The 23,691-nt window shown below is 65.6% G+C and carries 19 protein-coding genes; 8 read left to right on the top strand and 11 right to left on the bottom strand.

All coding sequences use genetic code 11. From position 1 onward, the window contains the following. Window positions 1–449 precede the first annotated feature (449 nt). The gene (locus RPC_RS15730) at window positions 450–1,004 is read left to right on the top strand and encodes a MarR family winged helix-turn-helix transcriptional regulator (RefSeq protein WP_011473567.1); all 555 of its coding nucleotides are present in this window, start codon (window positions 450–452) and stop codon (window positions 1,002–1,004) included. A 200-nt stretch (window positions 1,005–1,204) separates the two neighbouring features. On the opposite strand, the gene RPC_RS15725 is transcribed toward RPC_RS15730, so the two are convergent. The 5 genes from RPC_RS15725 to RPC_RS15705 all read right to left on the bottom strand — a co-directional run bounded on the left by RPC_RS15725 (window position 1,205) and on the right by RPC_RS15705 (window position 6,541). Next, window positions 1,205–1,834, bottom strand: coding sequence for a transglutaminase-like cysteine peptidase (locus tag RPC_RS15725; RefSeq protein ID WP_011473566.1), 630 nt, complete (start codon window positions 1,832–1,834; stop codon window positions 1,205–1,207). A 330-nt stretch (window positions 1,835–2,164) separates the two neighbouring features. Continuing rightward, entirely contained in the window at window positions 2,165–2,779 is a 615-nt protein-coding gene (locus RPC_RS15720) for a PilZ domain-containing protein (RefSeq protein ID WP_011473565.1), read from the bottom strand. A gap of 234 nt (window positions 2,780–3,013) precedes the next feature. Continuing rightward, window positions 3,014–5,260: a PAS domain S-box protein gene (locus tag RPC_RS15715; RefSeq protein WP_415914722.1), complete on the bottom strand. Its 2,247-nt coding sequence runs from the start codon at window positions 5,258–5,260 to the stop codon at window positions 3,014–3,016. Window positions 5,261–5,267: 7 nt separating this feature from the next. Next, window positions 5,268–5,684, bottom strand: coding sequence for a response regulator transcription factor (locus RPC_RS15710; protein ID WP_011473563.1), 417 nt, complete (start codon window positions 5,682–5,684; stop codon window positions 5,268–5,270). A gap of 302 nt (window positions 5,685–5,986) precedes the next feature. Further along, a complete protein-coding gene (locus RPC_RS15705) occupies window positions 5,987–6,541 on the bottom strand; it encodes a PAS domain-containing protein (RefSeq protein WP_011473562.1) in 555 nt (184 codons plus the stop codon). 518 nt (window positions 6,542–7,059) lie between these two features. On the opposite strand from RPC_RS15705, the gene RPC_RS15700 reads away from it, so the two are divergent. Then, complete coding sequence (locus tag RPC_RS15700; protein ID WP_049766114.1) at window positions 7,060–7,815, top strand: rhomboid family intramembrane serine protease; 756 nt, start codon at window positions 7,060–7,062, stop codon at window positions 7,813–7,815. 306 nt (window positions 7,816–8,121) lie between these two features. Next, window positions 8,122–8,550, top strand: a complete 429-nt coding sequence (locus RPC_RS15695; RefSeq protein ID WP_011473560.1) for a CBS domain-containing protein — start codon at window positions 8,122–8,124, stop codon at window positions 8,548–8,550. A 100-nt stretch (window positions 8,551–8,650) separates the two neighbouring features. Here RPC_RS15695 and RPC_RS15690 read toward each other — a convergent pair whose 3' ends face one another. Further along, window positions 8,651–9,685 carry a patatin-like phospholipase family protein gene (locus RPC_RS15690; protein ID WP_011473559.1) on the bottom strand — a complete coding sequence of 345 codons (1,035 nt, stop codon included), beginning with the start codon at window positions 9,683–9,685 and terminating at the stop codon, window positions 8,651–8,653. A 304-nt stretch (window positions 9,686–9,989) separates the two neighbouring features. On the opposite strand from RPC_RS15690, the gene RPC_RS15685 reads away from it, so the two are divergent. The 3 genes from RPC_RS15685 (at window position 9,990) to RPC_RS15675 (ending at window position 14,963) form a co-directional block, all read left to right on the top strand. Then, the gene (locus tag RPC_RS15685; RefSeq protein WP_011473558.1) at window positions 9,990–11,057 is read left to right on the top strand and encodes a hypothetical protein; all 1,068 of its coding nucleotides are present in this window, start codon (window positions 9,990–9,992) and stop codon (window positions 11,055–11,057) included. 196 nt (window positions 11,058–11,253) lie between these two features. Then, window positions 11,254–13,725, top strand: a complete 2,472-nt coding sequence (locus RPC_RS15680; protein WP_011473557.1) for a putative bifunctional diguanylate cyclase/phosphodiesterase — start codon at window positions 11,254–11,256, stop codon at window positions 13,723–13,725. A gap of 197 nt (window positions 13,726–13,922) precedes the next feature. Continuing rightward, window positions 13,923–14,963: an IS110 family transposase gene (locus tag RPC_RS15675; RefSeq protein WP_011471442.1), complete on the top strand. Its 1,041-nt coding sequence runs from the start codon at window positions 13,923–13,925 to the stop codon at window positions 14,961–14,963. A 367-nt stretch (window positions 14,964–15,330) separates the two neighbouring features. On the opposite strand, the gene RPC_RS15670 is transcribed toward RPC_RS15675, so the two are convergent. The 4 genes from RPC_RS15670 to RPC_RS15655 all read right to left on the bottom strand — a co-directional run bounded on the left by RPC_RS15670 (window position 15,331) and on the right by RPC_RS15655 (window position 20,849). Next, window positions 15,331–15,894 (bottom strand): nitroreductase family protein, encoded by a 564-nt coding sequence (locus RPC_RS15670; RefSeq protein ID WP_011473556.1) that lies wholly within the window; start codon window positions 15,892–15,894, stop codon window positions 15,331–15,333. A gap of 7 nt (window positions 15,895–15,901) precedes the next feature. Continuing rightward, a complete protein-coding gene (locus RPC_RS15665; RefSeq protein ID WP_011473555.1) occupies window positions 15,902–16,126 on the bottom strand; it encodes a hypothetical protein in 225 nt (74 codons plus the stop codon). A gap of 214 nt (window positions 16,127–16,340) precedes the next feature. Next, window positions 16,341–18,380, bottom strand: a complete 2,040-nt coding sequence (gene thrS, locus RPC_RS15660) for a threonine--tRNA ligase (RefSeq protein WP_011473554.1) — start codon at window positions 18,378–18,380, stop codon at window positions 16,341–16,343. A gap of 165 nt (window positions 18,381–18,545) precedes the next feature. Next, window positions 18,546–20,849, bottom strand: coding sequence for a tetratricopeptide repeat protein (locus tag RPC_RS15655; RefSeq protein WP_011473553.1), 2,304 nt, complete (start codon window positions 20,847–20,849; stop codon window positions 18,546–18,548). Window positions 20,850–21,182: 333 nt separating this feature from the next. Here RPC_RS15655 and RPC_RS26855 point away from each other — a divergent pair, with 333 nt between their 5' ends. Together RPC_RS26855 and RPC_RS15645 are read left to right on the top strand one after the other, a co-directional pair. Beyond that, the gene (locus RPC_RS26855; RefSeq protein WP_415914721.1) at window positions 21,183–21,500 is read left to right on the top strand and encodes a DUF3574 domain-containing protein; all 318 of its coding nucleotides are present in this window, start codon (window positions 21,183–21,185) and stop codon (window positions 21,498–21,500) included. Window positions 21,501–21,575: 75 nt separating this feature from the next. Beyond that, on the top strand, window positions 21,576–23,144 hold the full coding sequence (locus RPC_RS15645) for a S10 family peptidase (protein WP_011473551.1): 1,569 nt from the start codon (window positions 21,576–21,578) through the stop codon (window positions 23,142–23,144). Here the strand turns inward: RPC_RS15645 and yidD are convergent. Next, window positions 23,134–23,463, bottom strand: coding sequence for a membrane protein insertion efficiency factor YidD (yidD, locus tag RPC_RS15640; protein ID WP_011473550.1), 330 nt, complete (start codon window positions 23,461–23,463; stop codon window positions 23,134–23,136). The two genes, RPC_RS15645 and yidD, sit on opposite strands and share 11 nt — an antisense overlap. Window positions 23,464–23,691 lie beyond the last annotated feature (228 nt).

Raw genomic sequence — 23,691 nt, 5'->3', positions numbered from 1 at the left:
AGAGTTCATCCGCCGGGACGACTTCGAGGTGCCCCCCTCCGTCCGCAGCTGGAACATACAGAAGGTACCTCCGCAAAGAAATCTCGAACATAAATACATATTGTGTTTCCCCGAATTTGTTGTATTCTTGCAACACGTTGTTACGCGAGCGTCATAATACGAATAGGCGAGCGGCCGCCAGATTAACCAGCAGTTGTCTTGTGCTAATCTGAACGGAATTGGCGGCCCTTAAATTGGTGTTTTGACACCGGGCACATGGATGAAGGTCGCGCGGGTTTAACGACGCGGCGGGGCGAGCCAATGATCGATCTGCGGTTCGCTCGGCGACGGCAAGAACAAGAAGAATAACAAGGCCAACAAGAAAAAGAACAAGTCGTTGAGTCCTGCGGCCCTGGCCCATGGACGTGCAAACGACGGTCGAAGGGACGAATCGATGGAGGTTTTGCGGAATGCCGACTCTGCGCACTGCCCACGACGAGGAGGGCGATCTTGCGGCTTCAACGGAGTCGCGCGGGCCAGCCGAGGCGGCTGAAGGGCATCGGGATTTCGGCCTGTCGCACCAGATCATCTGGGACTTCGTCTCGATCAGCAATCACCTGGAAGATATCCGCCGGTCGTGGGCCAAGCTGTTCGGCATCAGCGGATCGCAGTGGCTGATCCTGATGGCGATCGACGACCTCGACCAGGGCGGCGGTGTCTCGGTCGGCGACGTCTCCGCCAAGATCCACGCGGTCTCCACCTTCGTCACCACCCAGACCAAGGTTCTGGAACGGCTGGGTCTGATCAATCGCGTGACCTCCGCGGCCGATGGTCGTGTGGTGCTGATGTCGCTGTCGGACCGGGCGCGGCAGCAGATTTCCGACCTTTCCGCCCGCTGGGAGGCGCTGCACGCCTTTATCTTCCGCGATTTCGACGCCCAGTCGATGAACGACGTCAAAAGCAAACTCGAGATGCTGAAGAAGCGCGCCAAGATCGCGGTGGCGCGGGTCGCGGTCGAGAGCTGATGCATCGCCGCGGGCGGTCGCGGACTCGATCGCCGCTGTCCGTGGTGGGCAAAGCCGCCTGAAAAAACTGCGGCCAGCTCTTTGGGGGAAGAGCTGGCCGCGCACGATCCGGTCGGGGACGGGGAGGGGTGGGGTGTGACCGGGTCGCGATTCTCCTGAATGGGCTGCAGCGAGATGTTCTTGCGCTGCTACTTGTTCTGTTACTTGCGCTGTTGGGCGCTGGCGGTGGCCACCGCCGGTCTGGAATCTCCCAGCGCTACCCAGACGTTCTGATCGCTCTGCGACTGACGTTTCACGAAGCGGTATCCGGTCTCGGTCCAGGCCACGACCTCTTCGTTCTGGTTGTCGAGAATGAATTCGCCCTTGTCGCTCTTGACCGTCAGCACCGCGTGGCCGTCGCCCTTGGTATCGCGCACCACGGTGATCAGCAGTGCCTCGCGCGGCCATCCGGCATCGATCAGCATCTTGCGCTTCATCAAGACGTAGTCTTCGCAGTCGCCGTAACCATCGGTGGGGATCGACCATCGCTCGACCACACCCCAATGATCGAGGTCGGTCATCGGCTTGATGTTGTCGTTGACCCAGCGGTTGATCCGCAGCAAGTCCTTCCAGGTCGATTGCGACATCACGATATCACGCGGCTGGGTGGCGCTGCCGCGACACTCCACCGGGGTGTCGGAACAGAATTCGATCCAGCCGATCGGCGCCCGTGCGCTGTCGCCAAGGCTGGCATACATCACTCGCTCGCCGGCCGCGTAGGCCGCTGTGGTCATTGCCAACACGGCGGCGGCAGCTGCCAGCGCGGTGCGTAATCCCCTGTTGCAAAACATTGTGGCCCCCGTTTCTTGTTGGGACCATGTTTTGCACAGAGGCTTTGCGCGGCCGCTAAGTACAACAAGTACAATTGAGCCAAGTCTGAATCAAAACTGCGGATTGTTTCGCGATATACTTGAATCGAATAAGCGTAAAATTGCGAATTTTCAAATTCGATTCAAATTGAATCGTTAACCGCCGCGCCCAACGAAACCGCGGGCGCCCCGCGCGAGCCGGCGTGGAAATTAACCAGCGCAAGGCCGCAGCCGACGACCACGGCGCGGCTCGGCGGCGGCGGATAGCGCCTTCATCGGTCGATGGAATTGCTGATCGCGAGGTGTCGCGGTTTACCGCGCGGTAACGCTGTCTTCGAGTGTCTCGGCAATCTGCTCGTGAATGAATTCGAGCGCGAAGCCGTCGTCGAGGTGACGGACCACCCGGGCCTGCACCCTGCCGAGCGCGACTTGCGAGTTCAGCGTCGGTCGGAAGTCCGCGGAGATCGCCGCGCCCGAGCGCGACATGTCGATGATCCGGCAGCTCTGCTTGCTGCCGTCCTCCAGGGTGAGGATCGAGATCGGATTGCGCGGCACGATACGGTCGTGACGGCGGTCTTCCGGAAGGTTGAGGATGTCGCGGTTGGCGAGCCAGGTCAGCTGCGCGGCGAGCTTGTCGCGCTTGCGCGGGGTGGCGCCGACCGTCATCGCAAAGCCGTTGTCGATGATGCGGGTGATCTTGCCTTCGACGCGGCCGATATGGTCGAGATAGGCGATCACCCGGTCGCCGACATTGCCGATCCCGGGCGCCAGCATGGCCAAGCCGCCCGGCGACATGTTGATGACTTGGCAGGGGAATTCGCGGCGATCCGGCAACATGTAGCGGCCCAGCAAGTGGACTTTCACGCGTTGAAAGCGGCGTCGCTCTTCGGTGGCCGGTTGAATCGATTTTTGCTCGGCAAACGCCATCATTCCACCGGTCGAACGGTTGTCGGGACTCGGTGCAACCCTAAGGCTGTCAGAGTTAACGCCTCGTTAGCGTTCGGCATGGCGGGCGGCCCGCACGCTTGCCGCGCCTGCATTCCAACCAAGCCGGCGTGGATTTCCGCGCGGCGCATGAAGGCCGCGGGTCTGGGTGGCGCAGAGCAAAATGCCCCGCGCCGAGGTTCGGATCGGGCGCCAGGGACGATGACTGCGGTCCGGTCAATGCAGCGACGTGGTGTCGTCGATCATCTGGCGGAGCCGGCGGGCAAGATCGGCCTTGCGGTACGGCTTGGTTAGAATCACCGAGCCATCGCGGATGCGGGCGCGGGCGGCCATGGTTTCCAGCGCATAGCCCGAGGTCAGCAGCACGCGCATTTCCGGACGCATCTGTTGCGCGCGTTCGGCGAGGTCCCAACCGTTGGTGCCGCCCGGCATCACGATGTCGGTGAACAGGATGTCGATGCGCGCGTCGCCGCCGAGCAGCTGCAACGCTTCGTTGCCGTCGACCGCGGAGAGCACGGTGTAGCCGAGGCTGCGCAGACACATCACCGCGTAGGAGCGAACGAAAGGATCGTCCTCGACGATCAGGATCACCTCGGTGCCGGTCGGGTGGAATGGGGCGATCGCGACGTCGCGGCGCAGTTCCGAGGATTTCGAGGCGAGCGCGGGCAGGTAGATCCTCACGGTGGTGCCGAGGCCGGGCTCGCTGTAGATCGACACGTGGCCGTTCGATTGCTTGACGAAGCCATAGACCATGCTGAGACCGAGGCCGCTGCCTTTGCCGACTTCCTTGGTGGTGAAGAACGGTTCGAACACCCGGTCGAGCACCTCCTTCGGCATGCCTTCGCCATCGTCGGTGATGGCGATCAGCACATACTCGCCGGGCCGCACCTCGGGATGCGCGCTTTGATATTGGTCGTCCAGCGAGACGTTGGCGGTGCTGATGCTGAGGCGACCGCCGCCGTCCATCGCGTCCTGCGCATTGAGCGCGAGGTTGATGATGGCGGATTCCAGCTGCGCGCGATCCGCCAGCAGCGCGCGGAGGCCGTCTTCGAAATCCGTTTTCACTTCGATGTCTTCCCGCATCGTGCGCCGCAGCAGCTTGTGCATCGAAGCCAGCAGCTCGTTGCAGTCGATTTCGATCGGCCGCAGCGTTTGCCGGCGGCTGAACGCCAGCAGGCCTTGCGTCAGTTCGGCGCCGCGTTCGCCGGCGCGGCCGATGTCGTCGGCCAGGCTGCGCAGATCCGGCCGGGTCTTCAGTTGCTCGCCGAGAAACTCGGCGTTGCCGACGATCACGGTCAGCAGATTGTTGAAATCGTGGGCGATGCCGCCGGACAATTGACCGACGATCTCCATCTTCTGCGCCTGCACCAATTGTTGCTCGGTGCGTTTGCGCTCGGTGAGATCGTGGATCACGCCGACATAGACCACTTCGCCGTCCTGCCGGGCTTCGCCGACGGAAAGGTCCATCGGGAACGACGATCCGTCTTTCCGCAGCCCGTTCAGTTCGCGCACCGTTCCGGCCTGTTTGTGCTCGTTGCCCAGCAACGAGCTCAGCTCGACGTCGTCGGAGCGATCCAACAGCATCTTGAAGTTCTGGCCGACAACCTCCTCGACGTGGTAACCGAACAGCCGCTGACAGGCCGCGTTGAAGATCTGGATTTTCCCGACGGCATCGAACAGCAGAACGCCATCGACCACGGTTTCGATCAGCGTATTGATGCGCTCGTCGGCCTCGCGGATCACCTGTTCGGCGCGCCGCCGTTCGGTGATGTCGCTGGTGAGCTTGGCAAAGCCGATCGGCGCGCCGCTTTCGTTGCGCAGCGGCTCGATCACCACATGGGCCCAGAACTGGCTGCCGTCCTTGCGGCGCCGCCATCCCTTGGTCTCGCAGCGTCCCACACGCTTGGCAAGCTTGAGATTGTGCTCTGGCACGCCGTGCTGTCGTTCCTCCTGGGTGTAGAATTCGCTGAAGTGTTTGCCGAGAATTTCCGACGCGGTGTATTGCTTGATGCGATGCGCGCCGCTGTTCCAGCTGGTGATGCGGCCGTCGAGATCGAGCATGTAGATGGCGTAGTCGGTGACGCCTTCGACCAGCAGCCGGTAGTTGCGTTCGCTGTCGCGCATCGCCTGGGCGGCCCGGCGGCGCTCGGTCAGGTCGCGAACGATGCCGACGAAGGCGATCGAATGATCAAAATCGGTTTGTCCGACCGACAGGTCCATCGGGAAGATCGAGCCGTCCTTGCGTCGTCCGAATCCCGAGGAAACGCTGCGATGCTGCCACAGATAATCCTGGCCGGGCATCAGCAGCGTCACCTTCTGGCCGACCACGTCCGGGGCCGTGTAGCCGAACAGTCTTTCGCAGGCCGGGTTGAACACCCGAACCGTTTCGGAGGCATCCACCACGATGATCCCGTCGGAGGCCGAGTCCACGATCGAGCGAAACCACAACGGGTCCCCGGTCACCGCAAGGCTATCGTGCACTGGCGATGTGCAGCGTTGGCGCGGCGTGTTCCTGCAGGCAGGCCTCGATCACGGTCAGCAGCGTCGAGGGCAGGAACGGCTTGCGCAGGCATCGCGCCGCCCCGAGCTCCAGCGCCATCGCCAGGAAGTCCGGCGCCGGCGTGCGTTTTTCGGCAAACACGTAACCGGAGATCGCGATCAGCGGCACCTGGGGAGCGCTCTGGTGGAACACCCGGACCGATTCGAAGCCGCGCATGTGCGGCATGAAGATGTCGACGATCATCAGATCGAAAGTCGCGCCATGCAACGCGTTCAAACCGGTGACGCCGCATTCGGCGGTGACGACCTGGTGGTTCTCGGCTTCCAGCCAGGCCCGGACGCCGGAGCGGATCAGCGGGTCATCATCGACGAGCAGAATACGAGGCACTGTCCACCTCCCGGTCGTTTGGTGTCCACGACGGGATGTCGGCGTTCGCCCGAATCACCCCTCAACACTCTCGGACCGCGCCAATTTTGTGTCTGCCAGGAATAGGGTATATGGATGCTATTACCCCTAATGGTTGTCCAGGTGGCGGGCGCTGACGAACTGTCGTTGCCGACGCCCCGATGCGGCCGGCAGGATTGGCGGCGATGCGGGGGGCGGCCCTAAGCCGGCGAGAAGCGCGTTTCCGATCGCGGCACGATCGCAGCGACGCCGCAACCGAAGCTCCGGCCGCCGGCTAGGCGCGATCAGTTGACCCCCTCGTAAACTGTCAAGCCGGGCGCCGCCCGGAACTTGCGCAGCGAGCGCCGGCCGAGTCGTTGCGGCGGGCGCAGCGTGCGCCAGGAGGTCAGGCGGAATTCGCCGAGGTTGCGGTGGCCGAGATCGAGCGGGGCCAACAGCCCGGTCATGGTCAGCGGGCTGTGGGCGCGGGCGTTGAACGGCAGCAGCAACAATTCGAGATGGCTGACCGAGCCGTCGGAGGTCGCGGCGCTGAGGCCGGCGACGGCCGTCAGCGCGTCTTCGGCGACCAAACCCAGCAGGTCTTCGATCTCGCCGCGGCTTTCGGCGGCAAACAGTGCGGCGAAGCTCTCGCCTTTGAGGTCGCGGCCGAGCAGGGCGCAGACCCGGGTCCCGGCGACCCGGAATCGGCACTCGACGGCGCGCTGGTACGACAGGACGAAGATGTCGCCGAGCAATTCTCTGATCTCGGCCGGCTCGAAGGCCTGACGCTCCGGAGCCCGCGCGCCGCCCCGCTTGTCGTCCCAATAGGCGAACAGCGCCTGGCTTGCTGGATGCTTCATCACTCGACCCTGACCCGCGCGCCACGCTTTCGGGACAGATCTGTCCCGTTTTCGTGGCGTCGATCCCCCATTCTGGTGTTGCGAGACGGGCTTTGCAGCGTTCGTGCCGGAATGGCATTTTGCCGAGGCGGGGCCGGGGTTTGCGGCGAAGCGGTCAGCCCGGGTGCAGGGCGCCGCGCGGTCCGGGTCCGCTCCTTGCGGGGCGTCACGGGCGAACCGGCGCAACGCGGGACAAGATCGGACCACACGAACGGACTTCTCAGGTCCGCTCCCGGTTTTCGTGTTATGGCTGAAGGGTCGGGCGGCCGATGCTGCGCTTGCACGATAAAGCCGGGCCGCCTAAGGGAGCCCATCGCCGCCCGTGGGGTCGATCAGAAGTTCAGCCAGTTCGCCTGCAAGACGATTTCTGAAACAAGACCACGCGATATCATCGATTTGCTAATGTGCCGTCGAATCCGAAACACGCCGCGGGATGCACGGCGAAGGTCGGACCGGGACACAGCCCTGAAGGCCTGACCTTGCAAGCCGTCGATCCTCCGCGCGAACCGATCCTGACCCTGCCGGGCGCCTTGACCGCCTATGTCGCCTTGCTGGCGGTGATCCATCTGCGCGTGCTGCTGCCGCCGGATCTGGAATACTGGACCATCGAGATGTTCGGCTTCATCCCGATGCGCTACGATTCGACGCTGCTGGCGACGCCGTTTCCCGGCGGCACCGCGGCCAAGATCTGGTCGTTCGTCACCTATTCGCTGCTGCACGCCAATCTCAGCCACATCCTTTTCAACGTGCTGTGGCTGCTGCCGTTCGGCAGCGCGCTGGCGCGCCGGTTCGGCGCGGTGCGGTTCTTCGTGTTCATGGCGGTGACCGCGATCGCCGGCGCTTTGGCGCATCTCGTCACCCACGAGCACGCGATGGCGCCGATGATCGGCGCCTCGGCGTCGGTTTCGGGAGCGATGGCCGCGGCGATCCGCTTCGCCTTCGTGCAGGGCAGCTTCCTGTCGTTCCGGCGCGGCGACGCCGAAACTGCGGCTCTGGTGCCGGCGCAGCCCTTGAGCCGGGCGCTGCGCGATCCGCGGGTGCTGGGATTCCTGGCGATCTGGTTCGGCATCAATATCGTGTTCGGAGTGGGATCGATCGCAATCGGCGCCGAGGGCGCCAGCGTCGCCTGGCAGGCGCATATCGGCGGGTTCTTCGCCGGGCTGTTGCTGTTTGCGCTGTTCGATCCGGTGCCGCGGGCGCGGCCCGGCGCCGACGGGGCGTTTCCCGAGAGTTGAGCCGATTGGTTATTCAATACCTTGCGCCGCGCGCCGGTTTGATCCATCATTGTTGATAATTATTAGCAGCTAGCCTGTCTGCGGGCCTCGGCGGATTGCCGCGTGATCCCGAAAAGCGGATCCGGATTTTCGGAAAAAATCGCGCCCCGACAAGTATCTGGAGCAGGAAGGTGATCCTGCTTTTGAGGCCGGGCCGATGCCGGCCCGTGCGCCGAGCGGCCTGAACGAAATCGAAGCTGATCTGTTTTCGTTGAACAATTCCAAAAAGAGCCGAGCCAACAAGGCGCGGCACCAAGGGAGGCCACCATGACCGTAGGCGCGATTCTGCAATCGAAGGGACGGCAGATCGTCGGCGTCGAGCCCGAGACGCCGCTGTTTGCTGCCATCAAAGTGTTGGCGGACCGCCGGATCGGCGCCGTGCTGGTGCTGACCCGCAAGCGCATCGAGGGCATTTTGTCGGAACGCGACGTCGTCCGGGTGCTGGGCGAGCGCGGCGCGGCGGTGCTCGAAGAGCCGGTCAGCGCCGTGATGACCCGCAAGGTGATCCATTGCCGGCCCAGCGACACCGTCGCTTCGATGATGGAACTGATGACCTCGGGCAAGTTCCGGCATATCCCGGTGATCGAGGACGCCGAAATCGTCGGGCTGATCTCGATCGGCGACATCGTCAAATGGCGGCTGCGGGAATACGAGCACGAGCAGCAGGCGCTACAGGATTACATCAAGACGGCGTAAGAGGCCGGCCGCGGCAACCCGCGTCAGCGGACCGCGACCTGGCTCATCTCAAATCCGAAGGTCGCGACCTAATCATCTGGTCCGAATTCGTATTTTGAGTTTACGCCTTCTCGGTATTGGCCAGCGATTCCGCCGGCGTTTCGGGGGCGATGATCTCGATCGCCTCCTGAATCGACTCGATGGCGCGCTCGGCGGCTCTCGCGCCGTGGCCGATCATCTCGTCGGCGCGGTGGAAGTCGAACCAGCCGATCTTGCCGACCCGCGGCGAGATCAGCAGGTCGGGCGGGTCGCCGGCCAGCCGGGCGCGGGTAATCCGATCCTGCATGATGTTGAAGGCGTCGACCATCACGGTGGAGATGCCGGGCCGATCGCTGGTGCCGAACAATTCGCGCTTCATGAAGCGCTCGGCCGAGAAGAACCGGCCGAAGCCGCGCCGCGGCGCCGGGCTTTCGATCACCGTCTCGATCTCCTCGATCGGGGTGCCGTGTGAGAAGATCGTGGTGCCGTGGCCGAACACGTCGCTCGAGACATTGGCGGCGATCACGATCTCAGCCCCCAGCGCCCGCGCGGCCGACACTGGCACCGGATTGACCAGGGCGCCGTCGACCAGCCAGCGGTCGCCGATCAGCACCGGCGCGAAGATCCCCGGCAGCGCATAGGAGGCGCGGACCGCGTCGACGATGCGGCCCTGGGTCAGCCAGATTTCGTGGCCGGTGCGCACCTCGGTGGCGACGCTGGCGAATTTGATGATGAGGTCGCTGATCTGGATCTGGCCGAGCGTGGCCTCGAGCTGCGCCGCGAGCTTGTCGCCGCCGATCAGCCCGGAGCCGTTCAGCCGGATGTCGAGATAGCCGAAGATATTGCGCGGCTGCAGGCTGCGCGCCCAGTCCTCCAGGCTGTCGAGATGGCCGGCGGCATAGGCCGCGCCGACCACGGCGCCGATCGAGGTGCCGACCACGACGTCCGGGACGATGCCGTTGGCGAGCAGGGTGCGCAGGATGCCGATATGGGCGAAGCCGCGCGCCGCGCCGCCGCCGAGCGCCAATCCGATCACCGGTCGTCTGATACTGCCGAGGCCGACCTTGTCACGGCCGACGGACGCTTGCTGGCCGCGTCCGATCAGGTTTTCCAACACCAAACAGCCTCCTCATCCGGTCACAACGCGAGTTGCCAAAGGCGATCTAATTGCCGCGGTGCATTCCTGCCAGTCCCCATCCAAGCACGATTGATGCACCCAAAGGTAAAGCCGGCGGATGATTCGCCAAAACTCCGGCGGATTGCGAAACAGCTTCGCGCAAGGCGGCGCGTCATGACGATCGACCCGCCCGGCCGCGCCGCTGAGCCCGCTTCCTCAAGCGAAACCAGAGGCGGCCGCGGCGGCGCCGGTTGTTTCGCCGCACAGGCTTGAATTTGCCGCGTTTTCAGTGAAAACCATCGGCATGATGTCAACGGACAAAGCTGGCGCCGGATCGGGCCGCCGCCGCGGCTGGCGGATCGCGTTCGCGCTGGTCGCCTGTGTCGCGCTGGGCACGCCGCAATTCGCCTTCGCGCAATTCTTCAGCGACCGACCGCCGCCGATCCCGCCCGCCTCGGTGCCGGAAGCGCCGGCCGGCGGCGCGATCAGCTTGGCGCCGCCGTCCGGCCCGGCCGCGGCGCCGCCCGGACTGCCGCCGACCTTGATCCAGCCGCCGGTGAGTGCGGTCACGCCGCCCGTGGTGTCGCCGTTGCCGCCGACGCCTGCGGCACCGCCGCAAGCCGTGCTGGCGCTGACCGCGCGTTACGGCAAGGATCTGCCGGTGATCGGCAACAATCTGATCTGGCGGGTATACTCCGATCGACCGGACGAAACCGGGGCGTTCAAGCTGGTCCGCGAGGACCGCGGCGCCACGCCGAACATCGTGCTGCCGCCGGGCAGCTATGTGGTGCACGTCGCCCACGGCCTGGTCAGCGCGGTGCGCCCGGTGACGCTGAAATCCGAGACCGACCGCGAATCCTTCGTGCTGCCCGCCGGCGGCTTGCGGATCGAAGGCCGGGTCGGCTCCAGCAAGATCCCGCAGAACCAGATCTCGTTCAGCATCTACAAGGGCAGCCAGTTCGAAGTCGGCGAGCGCGCGCCGCTGTTGCCGAACGTCGCCGCCGGCGACGTGGTGCTGCTGCAGGAGGGCACCTACTACATCATCTCGAATTACGGCGACGCCAATTCGGTGGTGCGCTCCGACATCCGGGTGCAGGCCGGCAAATTGACCGATGTGATCATCACCCATCGCGCCGCGGTGATCACTTTGAAACTGGTCGGCGACAAGGGCGGCGAGGCGTTGGCCAACACCGCGTGGTCGGTGATCACGCCGGGCGGCGACGTCATCAAGGAATCGATCGGCGCATTCCCCCGCGTCGTGCTGTCGGAGGGCGAGTATCGCGCCATCGCCAAGAACGAAGGCAAGGTGTTCGAACGCGCCTTCAACGTCGTCAACGGCGTCGACGGCGAGATCGAAGTGATCGCCCGCTGAGCCGGACGACCCCGGCGCGAGCGGCTTCATGTCGCCTGGAAGTTGCTGTCACAGTCGCTAACGCGTACTAACCATCGGACGACTTAAAACCTTCATAATCTTGGGTTTTCGGTAACGGCGGCGCAGCGTTTACATTGTCTTAACGCGACGGGCCTTGGGTGCGGCGACTGGAATTGCTGCGCGTGGGGACTCGGCCGTGACTGCTGCCAAAAAACTCTCTTCCAAATTCGACACCGAGAAGTTCGGCGATATCCCGGTGCTGAAGCGCAAATGGCGGGCCGCGCTGAAGCCAGGACAAACCTTGCCGCGCTACGAAGACGTCATGCTGGGCAGCCTCGGCCGGCTCGCCGACCACATCGTGTTGCTGAAGGGCGAGGGCGCCTCGCTCGCGGTGTCGCGCAGCGGCCGCTACATCCAGGAGTGGCTCGGCCAGGACGCCTGGGACGTGCCGCTCGGCGACTTGCCGGCGGATTGCGCCACGGCGCTGGCGGAAGCCGCCGCCTGCGGGTTGCAGACCGGCAAGCCCTATCTCGCGGTGGCGCATTGCGTGCGCGCCGGCATGGTGCGGACCTATGACGTGGTGGCGCTGCCGACGGCGTCGCGCTGGGGCGAGAAACTGATCGGCGTCTATGTCAACGAGCGCGGCGCGCAGTACAATCTCTTGGATGCGATCTTCTCCTCGACCGACGACGGCATTCTCTCGCTGGCGGCGATCCGCAACGCCGACAATCGGCCGTTCGATTTCCAGATCGTCCATCTCAACGAGGGCGCCTCGCGGCTGCTCGGCGAGCCGTCCACCGCCCTGCAATGGAGCCGGCTGCGCGCCGGCGGTCATCTGTTGTGTTCGCCGATGATGGTGGCCAGGCTGCTGAACGTGATCAGCAGCGGCAACAGCGACGTGCTGGAAATCGATCGCGGCCAGCAGACCATCCGGCTCAGCGCCACCGCCTTCGGCGACGTGGTGTCGCTGACGGTGTCCGACGTCACCTCGCTGAAGAAGCGCGAAGATTCGTTCCGGCTGCTGTTCGACAACAATCCGATGCCGATGTGGGTGTTCGACGCCAAGACCACCGAATTCCTCAGCGTCAACGACGCCGCGGTGCAGCACTACGGCTTCGAGCGCGAGAGTTTTCTGCGCATGAAGCTGCAGGATATCTGGCCGGAGGACGAACGCGAGGTGCATCTGCGCAGCGTGCTGCAGGTTGGCGACACCCATTACTCCGGCCGCAATTGGCGACATCTGCGGGCCGACGGCAGCGAGATCGAGGTCTTGACCTTTGGCCGCCAGGTGGCGTTCGAGGGGCGCGACGGCTTTCTGGTCGCCGTCGTCGACATCACCGAGCGCCGCAAGGCCGAGGCTAAGATCGCCTTCATGGCGCATCATGACGGCCTCACCAACCTGCCCAACCGCGGCTCCTATCAGGAGCACCTGCATCAGGCGCTGGAGCTGAGCCGGCGCTGCAACAGCAAGGTCGCGGTGCTGTGCGTCGATCTCGACCTGTTCAAGAACGTCAATGATTCGTTCGGCCATCCGACCGGCGACCGGCTGCTGCAGAAGGTGGCGGACCGGCTGCGCCAGCAGGTCGGCGGCAACGACCTGGTGGCACGGCTCGGCGGCGACGAATTCGCCATCGTGCTCGGCGCGATCAATTCGCCGAACGAGGCCAGCGATTTCGCCGCAAAGCTGATCGAGATTCTCAGCGTGCCCTACGACATGGACGGGCCGGAAGTGGTGATCGGCGCCTCGATCGGTATCGCGTTGTCGCCGGGCGACGGCGACGACGGCGAAGAGCTGTTGCGCAACGCCGACATGGCGCTGTACCGCGCCAAGGCCGAGGGCGGCGGCACCCACCATTTCTTCGAACGCGAGATGGACCGCCAGGCGCAGAAGCGCCGCGACATGGAGATCGACCTGCGCCGCGCCTTCACCAAGGGCGAGTTCGAACTGTACTATCAACCGCTGGTCAATCTCGCCGAGGACCGTATCACCGGCTTCGAATCGCTGCTGCGCTGGCGGCACCCCGAGCGCGGCATGATCTCGCCGGCGGATTTCATCCCGGTGGCCGAGGACATCGGGCTGATCGTCGGGCTCGGCGAATGGGTGTTGCGGCAGGCCTGCGCCGAGGCGGTGAAGTGGCCCTCCGACATCAAGGTCGCGGTCAATCTGTCGGCGGTGCAGTTTCGCTGCCGCAGTCTGGTGCAGGTGGTGATCGCCGCCTTGGCGCAGTCCGGGCTGTCGCCGACGCGGCTCGAGTTGGAAATCACCGAATCGGTGTTTCTCGCCGACACCGAGGCCAATCTCGCCACGCTGCATCAGCTGCGCGAATTGGGGGTGCGGATTTCGATGGACGATTTCGGCACCGGCTATTCGTCGTTGAGCTATCTGCGCAGCTTTCCGTTCGACAAGATCAAGATCGACCGCTCCTTCGTGAAGGATCTGGCGGATCGGCCGGATTGTCTGGCGATCGTGCGGGCGATCTCCGGGCTCGGCCGCAGCCTCAACATCACCACCACCGCCGAAGGCGTCGAAACGCTCGATCAGTTGGACTGGCTGCGCGCCGAAGGCTGCAACGAGGTGCAAGGCTATCTGTTCAGCGCGGCGCGGCCGTCCGGCGAGATCAACGATCTGTTGTTGCGGTTCGGCGCGCGGGCCTCGGAAGCGGCGTGAACGCTTTTCGAGACTTCCCGACTAGATTGATGCGCTCCAAGAGTCCCAGGCTGTCATTCCGGGGCGCGAGCAGCGTGAGCTGCGAGCGAGCCCGGAATCCATAACCCCTGCAGGGGATATGATGGTGTGGACGGCCCCCTACGGCATCGCTTTGTGCCAGAATGAGGTTGTCGCAAACTCAAACATGGGAGCCGTCCATGGAGCAGATTATCCGCATTGGGATGGATACGTCGAAGCATTTTTTCCAGCTGCACGGGGTCGATGCCGCCGAGAAGCCGGTGCTGCGCAAGAAGCTGCGGCGCAAGGAGATGCTGGCGTTCTTCGCCAAGCTGCCGCCGACGCCGATCGGGATCGAGGCCTGCGGTGCGGCGCACTACCTGGCGCGGGAGCTGGGCAAACTCGGCCACGTGGTGAAGCTGTTGGCGCCGCAGCACGTCAAGCCTTACGTCAAGCGCAACAAGAACGACGGGCGCGACGCCGAGGCGTTGTGCGAGGCGATGAGCCGGCCGACGATGGAGTTCGTGCCGGTGAAGACCGCGGAGCAGCAGGCGGCGCTGATGCTGATGGGACTGCGGCAGCAGCTGATCGCAAGGCGTACCCAGCTGAGCAATGCGATTCGCGGTTATGCCGCGGAATTCGGCCTGATCTCGCCGAGAGGTCTCGACAAGATCGAGCCGCTGCTGTTGCGGATCGCGCAGGACGACACCGTGCCGACGCTGGCGCGCGAGCTGTTCGCGCTGCAGGGCCAGGACTACGCGCGACTGCAGAATGAGCTGAAGGTGATCGACGCCAAGCTGTTGGCCTGGCATCGCGCCGACGCCTGCAGCCGGCGGCTGGCGCAGATTCCCGGAGTAGGACCGATCGGCGCCAGTGCGCTGGTGATGAAAACGCCGGTGCCGCAGACCTTCGCCTCGGCCAGGGCCTTTGCGGCCTGGCTCGGCTTGACGCCGAAGGATCATTCCACCGCCGGCAAGCTTCGGCTCGGCACCATCACCCGCGCCGGCGATGAACTGCTACGCAGCCTGTTGGTGGCGGGAGCGACCGCGGTGATCCAGCAGGTGCGCCGTGGCCGCGGCCGGGCGTCGCCGTGGTTGCTGGCGCTGCTGGCGCGCAAGCCGCCCAAGCTCGCGGCGGTAGCGCTCGCCAACAAGATCGCCCGGATCGCCTGGAAGCTGATGCTGACCGGAGAAAATTACGACGGCGCGCGGATGCTGAACGCATCGCCGCACGCCGCCTGAGAGATCGGCCGGCAGGCATTCGCCCGCCGGCCGGGCCGGAGCTGCAAGAGGAGACAGATGGCGCGATCGATCGATCCGAGAGGCGAGACAGTCCGTGGAATCCATTGGCACGTAAAGGTCGTGACTATGTGTGGAGCTCGCGTCGCGGAAACCATCTTGGCCAGCGGTCCAAAGCGACCGCATCAACAGGCCGGACATATGGATGCAAGCGATCCGATCCGACATCAAAAACTCTTGTGGCTCGGGGGCCGTCCACATATGGATTCCGGACTTGCTCGTTCTTGCGAACTCGCAATCCGGAATGACGGCTGATTTTGGCTCGGGGGCTTCGATCCCAAGCGAGCTGCCTCGATCCCAAGCGAAATTGCTAGAACCGCGTGACGATCTCGGCCAGCGCCGGGCGGGGACGTTCGCTGCTGTGGCGCTGCGGCGTTCCGATGTGGATGAAGCCGGCGAGCTTCTCCTCGGGCTTGAGCCCGAGGCGGTCCATCACGTCGCGGTCGTAGGCGAACCATCCGGTCAGCCAGTTCGCGCCATAGCCGAGCGCGGTGGCGGCGGTGACGAGGTTGAGCGCGCTGGCGCCGGCCGACAATTGCTGCTCCCAGGCCGGCACGCGGTCGTGCGGCTTCGGCGAACTGACCACGGCGACCACCAGCGGCGCCTGCAGCAGCGCGCCGCGTTCGGCCTCGACATCGGCCGCAGCCGCGTCGGGATGCTTCTGCGCAAACACCTCGGCGATGATCGCGCCGGCGCGGGCGCGGGCGTCGCCCTCGAACACGATGAAGCGCCACGGCGCCAGCTTGCCGTGATCCGGCACCCGGGCGGCGATCGTCAGGATGGTGTCGAGGTCGGCCGGCGAGGGCGCAGGCTCGGTCATATCGCGCGGCTTCACCGAGCGGCGGCTCTTCAGGAATTCGACGACGTCGGTCATGGTCAGCTCACTTTGATTCAGGAGTCGTGTTCGCGGATGTCTTGGCCGGCATCTTCGCGGCGCGGTCGAGCAGATCGCGGCCGAGGTCTTCCAGGATCTGCCGGGTCGCCAGGAACAGGCTGTGCCCCTGGTCGGTTTCGATCGCCAGCGCCACCACGGTCGGCTGGTTGGGATCCGGAATCAGCTGATAGGCCCGGATCGGATAGGCCGGCAGGTGCTGTTCGTCGGTCATTGGATTTCCTCAGATCGCTGCGCGCAGCGATGGTTATCAGCTCCGGCCTGGATCGGCTACGACATCGGGATTGCGTGCCCCGGACGCGGTGCAACGCGCCGCGTGAGCTGCGTGGTGCGCTGCAGATCCGGGGCCGTTACGGATGCTGCCTTCGAGACGGTCCCGGCGCGCGGCGCCGCGTGAAGGACGCGGCCCCGCGTCCGGGACACGGTTGTTAGCTCTCGGCCCGCGCCCGCTTGACGTCCGGCGGCACCGCTTCTTCGACCAAGGCGGCGATCGCCTCATTGGTCGGCAGCACGGTCTGGCCTTCGCTGCCGAGCCGGCGCACCGAGACCTGATGGCTCTCGGCTTCCTTCTTGCCGACCACCAGCATCGCCGGGATCTTGGCCAGCGAATGCTCGCGGACCTTGTAGTTGATCTTCTCGTTGCGCAGATCGAGCTCGACCCGCAACCCGGCACGCCGCGCCGCCGCGGCGACCACCTTGGCGTAGTCATCGCCTTCCGAGGTGATGGTGGTGACGACGACCTGCACCGGCGCCAGCCACAGCGGGAAGCTGCCGGCGAAATGCTCGATCAGGATGCCGATGAAGCGCTCCATCGAGCCGCAGATCGCGCGATGCACCATCACCGGCGCCTTCTTCGAGCCGTCGGCGTCGATGTAGAACGCCCCGAAACGTTCCGGCAGGTTGAAGTCGACCTGGGTGGTGCCGCATTGCCAGTCGCGGCCGATCGCGTCGCGCAGCACGTATTCGAACTTCGGCCCGTAGAACGCGCCTTCGCCCGGGTTGATGGACGTCTTGATGCGGCCGCCGGAGGCCGCCTCGATCTCGGCGAGCACGGTGGCCATCACCCGTTCGGCGTGATCCCACATCTCGTCGGTGCCGACGCGTTTCTCCGGCCGGGTCGAGAGTTTCACCACGATGTCGCCGAAGCCGAAATCCGAATAGGTCGACAGGATCAGCTCGTTGATCTTGAGACACTCCTCGGCGAGCTGCGCCTCGGTGCAGAACACGTGAGCGTCGTCTTGGGTGAAGCCGCGCACCCGCATCAAGCCGTGCATCGCGCCGGACGGCTCGTAGCGATGCACGATGCCGAATTCGGCCATCCGCAGCGGCAGGTCGCGATAGCTCTTCAGCCCGTGCTTGAAGATCTGCACATGGCCGGGGCAGTTCATCGGCTTCAGCGCGAACCAGCGCTTGTCCTCGGCTTCGTCGCCGGCGGACTGCGCCGCGAACATGTTCTCGCGGTACCATTCCCAGTGCCCGGAGATCTCCCACAGCGCCTTGTCGAGAATCTGCGGCGCGTTGACCTCGTCATAGTCGCCGCTCAGCCTGCGGCGCATATAGGCGATCAGGGCCTGGAAGATGGTCCAGCCCTTGGCGTGCCAGAACACCACGCCGGGACCTTCCTCCTGGAAATGGAACAGATCGAGTTCGCGGCCGAGCTTGCGGTGGTCGCGCTTCTCGGCTTCCTCGATCTGCTTGAGGTAGGCGTCGAGCTCTTCCTGCTTGGCAAACGCGGTGCCGTAGATCCGGGTCAGCATCGGGTTGTTGCTGTCACCGCGCCAATACGCGCCGGCCACCTTCATCAGCTTGAAGGCGGTGCCGATTTTGCCGGTCGATGTCATGTGCGGGCCGCGGCACAGATCGAACCAGTCGCCCTGGTAGTAGATCTTGATCAGATCGTTGCCGGGAATGGCGTCGACCAGCTCGACCTTGAAAGTCTCGCCCTTGTCGCGGAACACCTGCTTGGTCTTTTCGCGGTCCCAGACGTCCTTGGTGAACGGCTTGTCGCGGCCGATGATCTCGCGCATTTTCTTTTCGATCGCGGCGAAGTCTTCCGGCGTGAACGGCTCGTTGCGGAAGAAGTCGTAGTAGAAGCCGTTCTCGATGGTCGGGCCGATCGTCACCTGGGTGCCGGGCCACAGCGTCTGCACCGCTTCGGCGAGCACGTGGGCGCAATCGTGGCGGATCAATTCCAGCGCGCGGGCGTCGTCGCGGGCAATGAAATCGATCTTGACGTCGTGCGCGATCGGATCGGCCAGATCGGTCAGCACGCCGTCGACCGCCATCGCCACGGTGCGTTTGGCCAGCGACGGGGCAATGCTCTTGGCGATGTCGAGGCCGGTGGTACCGCGGGGGTATTCGCGGCTCTTGCCGTCCGGGAAGGTGACGACGGCGTGGGTCGCCGAGGCCGGCTTCAGATTGCTGAGGCTGTATTGGAATCCCTGGGCGGGCGCGGACTTGTCGGGCATCATGCTCTCCTGTGGCTCACTCCTGCGAACGAGCGCAGGTAAGCGGAAAACAGCGGTATAGCAGCGGAATCGGGCGTTGCAACGGCGGAAAATCGGCGCAGCAAGGCGGCGCGGCGGTTTTCGGCCGCGCCGGGAGCGATCGATCGGGCGAGCGGCGCCGCCGGATTACGGCAGCAGTCGCTCGCGCTCGCCGGCCGTGACGCGCGCCAGGTCGGCCGGCAGCCTTTCCAGCACGCTGGCCCAATCCCGCGGCCGGCGCTGCCGGAACAGCCGCATGGTCGGATACCACGAACTGTCCTCGCGTTCGCGCATCCAGCGCCAGTCCTGTGCATAGGGCAGCATCACCCAGGTGGGGCGGCCGAGCGCGCCGGCCAGATGCGCCACCGCGGTGTCGACCGCGATCACCAGATCGAGTGCTGCGATCGCCGCGGCGGTGTCCGACAGATCGGCCAGCGCCGGGCCGAGATCGCTGACGGCGTCGCCGAGCCCGGCCAGCACCGGCCGATCGGCCGCCGGCGGCTGTTTTTGCAGGCTGTAGAGCCGCACGCCGGGCAGCAAGAGAGCCGGCAGCACGGCAAGGGCGGAGAGCGAGCGCTGCGCGTCGGCGGAATGTTTCGGGTTGCCGGCCCACACCACGCCGACCTTCAGGCCGGCACCGTCGCCTGCGAGCGCGCGGCGCCAAGACGCGAGTTTGCCCGGTTCGGGCGACAGATAGGGCACGCGGGCAGGGATGCTGTCGCGCGTGGTGCCGAGCGCATGCGGCGCGCTGAGCATCGGCAGATGCAGATCGAACGGCGGTAGATTCTCGCCGCGCGCCAGCACCGTGACGCCGAGGCTGTGGTGCAGCAGCCGCACCAGCGCCGGCTGCACCTGCAGCAGCACCGTTGCGCCCATCGCCGCGATGATCGGCACGTAGCGCGCCATGTGCAGGGCGTCGCCGAGCCCGTCGGCGGAATGCAGCAGCAGCGTGCGGCCGGCGAGGGGCTCGCCCTGCCATTCCGGGACGCTGAAGCGCTGCTGGTTTGCGGCGACCTCCTTGCAGCGCCGCCGCCATTCGTATTCCCGGAATCCGTTGCCGAGGTCGCCGTTCAACAGCAGGAAATGCGCGTGGTTGAGCCGGGCCTGCGGCTCGTTCGGCGTCAGCGCGACGGCGCGCTGCGCGGATGCCAGCGCCTGATCGATCAGGCCCAGTCCGTTATAGGTGACGGCGAGGTTGACGTGGGCTTTGGCGAATAACGGGTCGGCGGCGATGGCCCGACGCAGCATTGCGGCGGAGGCCTCGAACTCGCCGCGCGCCTCGAAGATGATGCCGAGATTGGTCAGCCCCGGGGCGTGATCGGGTTTGATGGCGATCGCGGATTCGCAGGCCGCGATCGCCGCGTCGTAGCGCTCGAGTTTGAACAGGCAGGCGCCGATGTCGTTGAGGACCGCCGGATTCTCCGGATCCAGCGCGGATAGCCGCCGGTAGGCGTCGAGCGCTTCGGCGAAGCGATCGCTGCTGTAGAGCGCGAGGCCGAGCAGTTTCACCGCGTCGGCATGGTTTGGCGCGCTGCGCAGCGCGGCGGTCGCGACGTCGATCGCCTCGGCGAATTGATCGAGCCGGTGCAGCGCGATCCCGATCTGGCACAGCACCGCGGTCTCGTCCGGTGCGAGCGCAAGCGCATCACGATAGCTCGCCAGCGCCTCCGCGGTGCGTCCCAAACCTTCCAGGATTTCGGCCAACGCCATGTGTGACTCGACCACCTCGGGCTGCAACGCGATCGCGCGATGGCAGGCCTGCAACGCCGCCTCCGGCTGCTGGTGTTGCGCCAGCGCCAGCGCCAGATTGCGATGCCCGGCGGCGAAGCTAGGCTCGATCGCCACCGCGCGCCGATAGATGCCGATGGCTTCGGCGCGCTTGCCCTGGTCCTGCAGGATGTTGCCGAGGTTGAGCAGGGCATCGTGCGACGTCGGATCGCGCGCGATCAGTGCGCGATAGGCATCGGCGGCCGCCGCCATGTCGCGCTGTGCCGTCAAGATCCGGGCCAGCCTGAACCGGGCTTGGGTCGCGTCGGGATCGAGCGCGACGGCGCGGCGACAGGTCGCCGCGGCTTCGTCGAGACGTCCCAGATCCTGTAGTGCCGCGGCGAGCTTGAGATGCAAGCCGGCGTGGTTCGGCCGCAGCGCGGCGCCCTGCTGGAACGCCGCCACCGCGCCCTCGCGTTCGCCCTTTAACGCCAAGGCGTCGCCCAGCGTGGCGTAGGCATGGGCGTTGCCGGGATCGAGGCCGAACACGCGGGACAACAGCGCGGCGCCTTGCGCCGCGCGATCGCCGGCGAAGGCGATCACCGCGGAGAGGTGCAACGCATCGACGTGGTCGGGATCTGCACCGAGGATTTGGTCGCAGAGTGCGCCGGCCTGCTCGGGGCGACCGGCGCCGTAATGCGCGATCGCCTGCGCCAAAGTGGTCGCGGCCGCTGTCCTGCTCATGTCGATTCCCTGATTTCTGTCGGTCGAGGGTTAAACGGGCGGCAGCGCGAATTCCGGCACCGAACGGCGCTTTTCGAAAAATAGATGCAGGTGCATCAAGTTTATGGTAACGGGTGTCGATGTCATGCTGCTCCTTGTTGCAAGAGGCGGGATATGTCTCGGTGGGCTTCATCGCGCTCAGTCTTTGCACCGCGCTCATCACCGGCCGGCTCGCCGCGCCGAAGAGCTGAGCCGCGCCGGCGCATCGGCCCGGCCGCGCTCGCGATCTCCCTGCTGCTCGGGCTCGGCGGCTGCGCCTCGTTGCCGCAGAGCTGCCTGACGCCGGCGCAACCGATGCTCCGCGCCGAACTGATGTTCGGCCGCACCCTGCGCGATCGCGGTTTGGTCAGCGAGGCGGCGTTCGCGCGTTTCCTCGCCGAGGAGGTCACGCCGCGGTTTCCCGACGGGCTGACGGTGATCGACAGCAAAGGACAATGGCGCAATCCCGCGACCGGCGGGCTGCTGCGCGAGCCGGGAAAACTCTTGCTGATCATATTCGCCGACGATCCGGCAAAGCGCGCGGCGCTGACCGCCGTCGCCGAGGCTTACAAACACCGGTTCCGGCAGCAATCGGTGCTGATCGCGCTGCAGCCCGCCTGCGTCAGCTTCTGATTCAAATGATCGTGCGTTGCGCGGACGGCGGGCCTGTCGCAGCCTTGCGGCCAACCGACGGGTCAGGAGAGCTTGATGGTGATGCGGCTGTTGGCGTGGCGTCATGTTCGGATCGCCCTGGCGCTGTCGATGTTGTCGTGGCCGCTCGCGGCCGCGGCGCAGGAGGCAACGTCGGCGGCTCCGCCCGGCGCGCAGAAGACCGGCGCGCCGTCGCAGAGCGGCTCATCGCCGGCATCCGCCGCCGATCAGCACCGCCTGCCGCCGGACTCCATCACGCAGCACAAGCTGAGCCTCGCCGGCCGCACGCTCAGCTTCAGCGCCACCGCGGGATCGATCCGGCTGTTCGACGACAAGGGCGAGCCGCAGGCCGATATCGCTTACACTTCCTATCAACGCGACGGCGGCGAGCCGGGTAGCCGCCCGGTGACCTTCCTGTTCAACGGCGGCCCGGGGGCGTCGTCGGCCTGGCTGCAATTCGGCGCCGCCGGGCCGTGGCGGCTGACGTTCGACGCCGAGGGCCCGAGCGCGTCGGCGACACCGGAGCTGCAGCCCAACGCCGAGACCTGGCTCGACTTCACCGATTTGGTGTTCATCGATCCGGTCGGCACCGGCTACAGCCGCTTCGTCGCCAGCGGCGAGGCGGTGCGCAAACGGTTCTATTCGGTCGACGGCGACGTCGCTTCGATCGCGCTGGTGATCCGCCGCTGGCTGGAGAAATCCGACCGGCTGCTGTCGCCGAAATTCGTCGCCGGCGAAAGCTATGGCGGGATTCGCGGGCCGAAGATCGTGCACGATCTGCAGACCGAGCAGGGCATCGGCGTGAAGGGCCTGATCCTGGTGTCGCCGCTGTTCGACTTCCGCGACTATTCCGGCTCCAGCCTTCTGCAATACGTCGCCAGGCTGCCCAGCATGGCGGCGACCGCGCGGCAACTCAAAGCGCCGGTCGGCCGCGCCGACGTCGCCGACGTCGAGGCCTATGCGGGCGGCGATTTCCTGCGCGATCTGCTCAAAGGCCAGGCCGACGCCGAGGCGACCAGCCGGTTGGCCGACCGGGTCGCGGCGCTGACCGGGATCGATCCCTCGGTCAGCCGGCGGTTGGCCGGGCGGTTCGACGTCTCCGAGTTTCGCCGCGAGTTCGATCGCCGCAACGGTCGGGTGACCGGCCGCTACGATGCGTCGGTGACGGGCTTCGATCCCTATCCGGACTCCAACGCGGCGCGTTTCGACGATCCGTCGCTGGAGCCGTTGCTGGCGCCGCTCACCAGCGCGGCGATCGATCACACCGCGCGGCGGCTGAACTGGCGGCCGGACGGCTCCTATCGGCTGCTCAATGGCGCGGTGGCGGGGGCGTGGGATTTCGGCCGCGGTCGCCACCCGCCGGAGTCGGTGTCGCAGCTGCGCCAAGTGCTGGCGCTCGATCCGACGTTCAAGCTGTTGGTGGCGCACGGCCTGTTCGATCTGGCGACGCCGTATTTCGCATCGAAGATCATCCTCGATCAGCTACCGGCCTATGCCTCGACGGATCGCGTCCAGCTCGCGGTCTATCCCGGCGGCCACATGTTCTACTGGCGCGATGCGTCGCGCCAGGCGCTGCGCGCCGAAGTCGCGGCGATGATCCAGGACGGCCGCGCGGTCAGCCGTTGACGCCGCGCCAGCGCGCGTAGCGCCAGGGCAGGTACCAGCGCGCGCCGGCGGGCGCGGTGAGCGGCACGTTGTCGATGCCGTGGGTGCCCCAGGGCTGGCAGCGCAGCAGCCGCGCCAGCGTCATCCAGCCGCCGGCCCATAGCCCGAACCGCTCGATCGCTTCGTCGCCATAGCTCGAGCAGGTCGGCAGATGCCGGCAGTGATAGCCGACCAGCGGCGACAGCGAGTGGCGATACAGCCAGATCGCGCCGCGTCCGGCGCGACGCGGCAGCGCCAGAATCATCTTCCTACAGTCCGGACAGTCGATTGCGAGTTTCATGGGCGGGTTGTCACAAGTTTGCGCTGTTCGCTGCATGGTTGCTACGCAACGGAGTATTACGTAAGGAAACATCGGTGCCACAGTGCTGAAATATCGCACCTTTTTGGGCTTTGCGCAGCAAAAGTCGTATGGACGCGGCGCCCCGCCAGAGATACCTTTTTGATGTCGCTAACGTGACGGATTCGTGTGGGGCCAATGCCGACGCTCATGACGGGCGCGGGGAAGGGA

Origin of the sequence: Rhodopseudomonas palustris BisB18 (genome assembly GCF_000013745.1) — a bacterium.
GTDB lineage: Bacteria > Pseudomonadota > Alphaproteobacteria > Rhizobiales > Xanthobacteraceae > Rhodopseudomonas_A > Rhodopseudomonas_A palustris_F.
The sequence above is the reverse complement of the archived record's forward strand: the minus strand, read 5'-3'. Positions and strand labels throughout refer to the sequence as shown.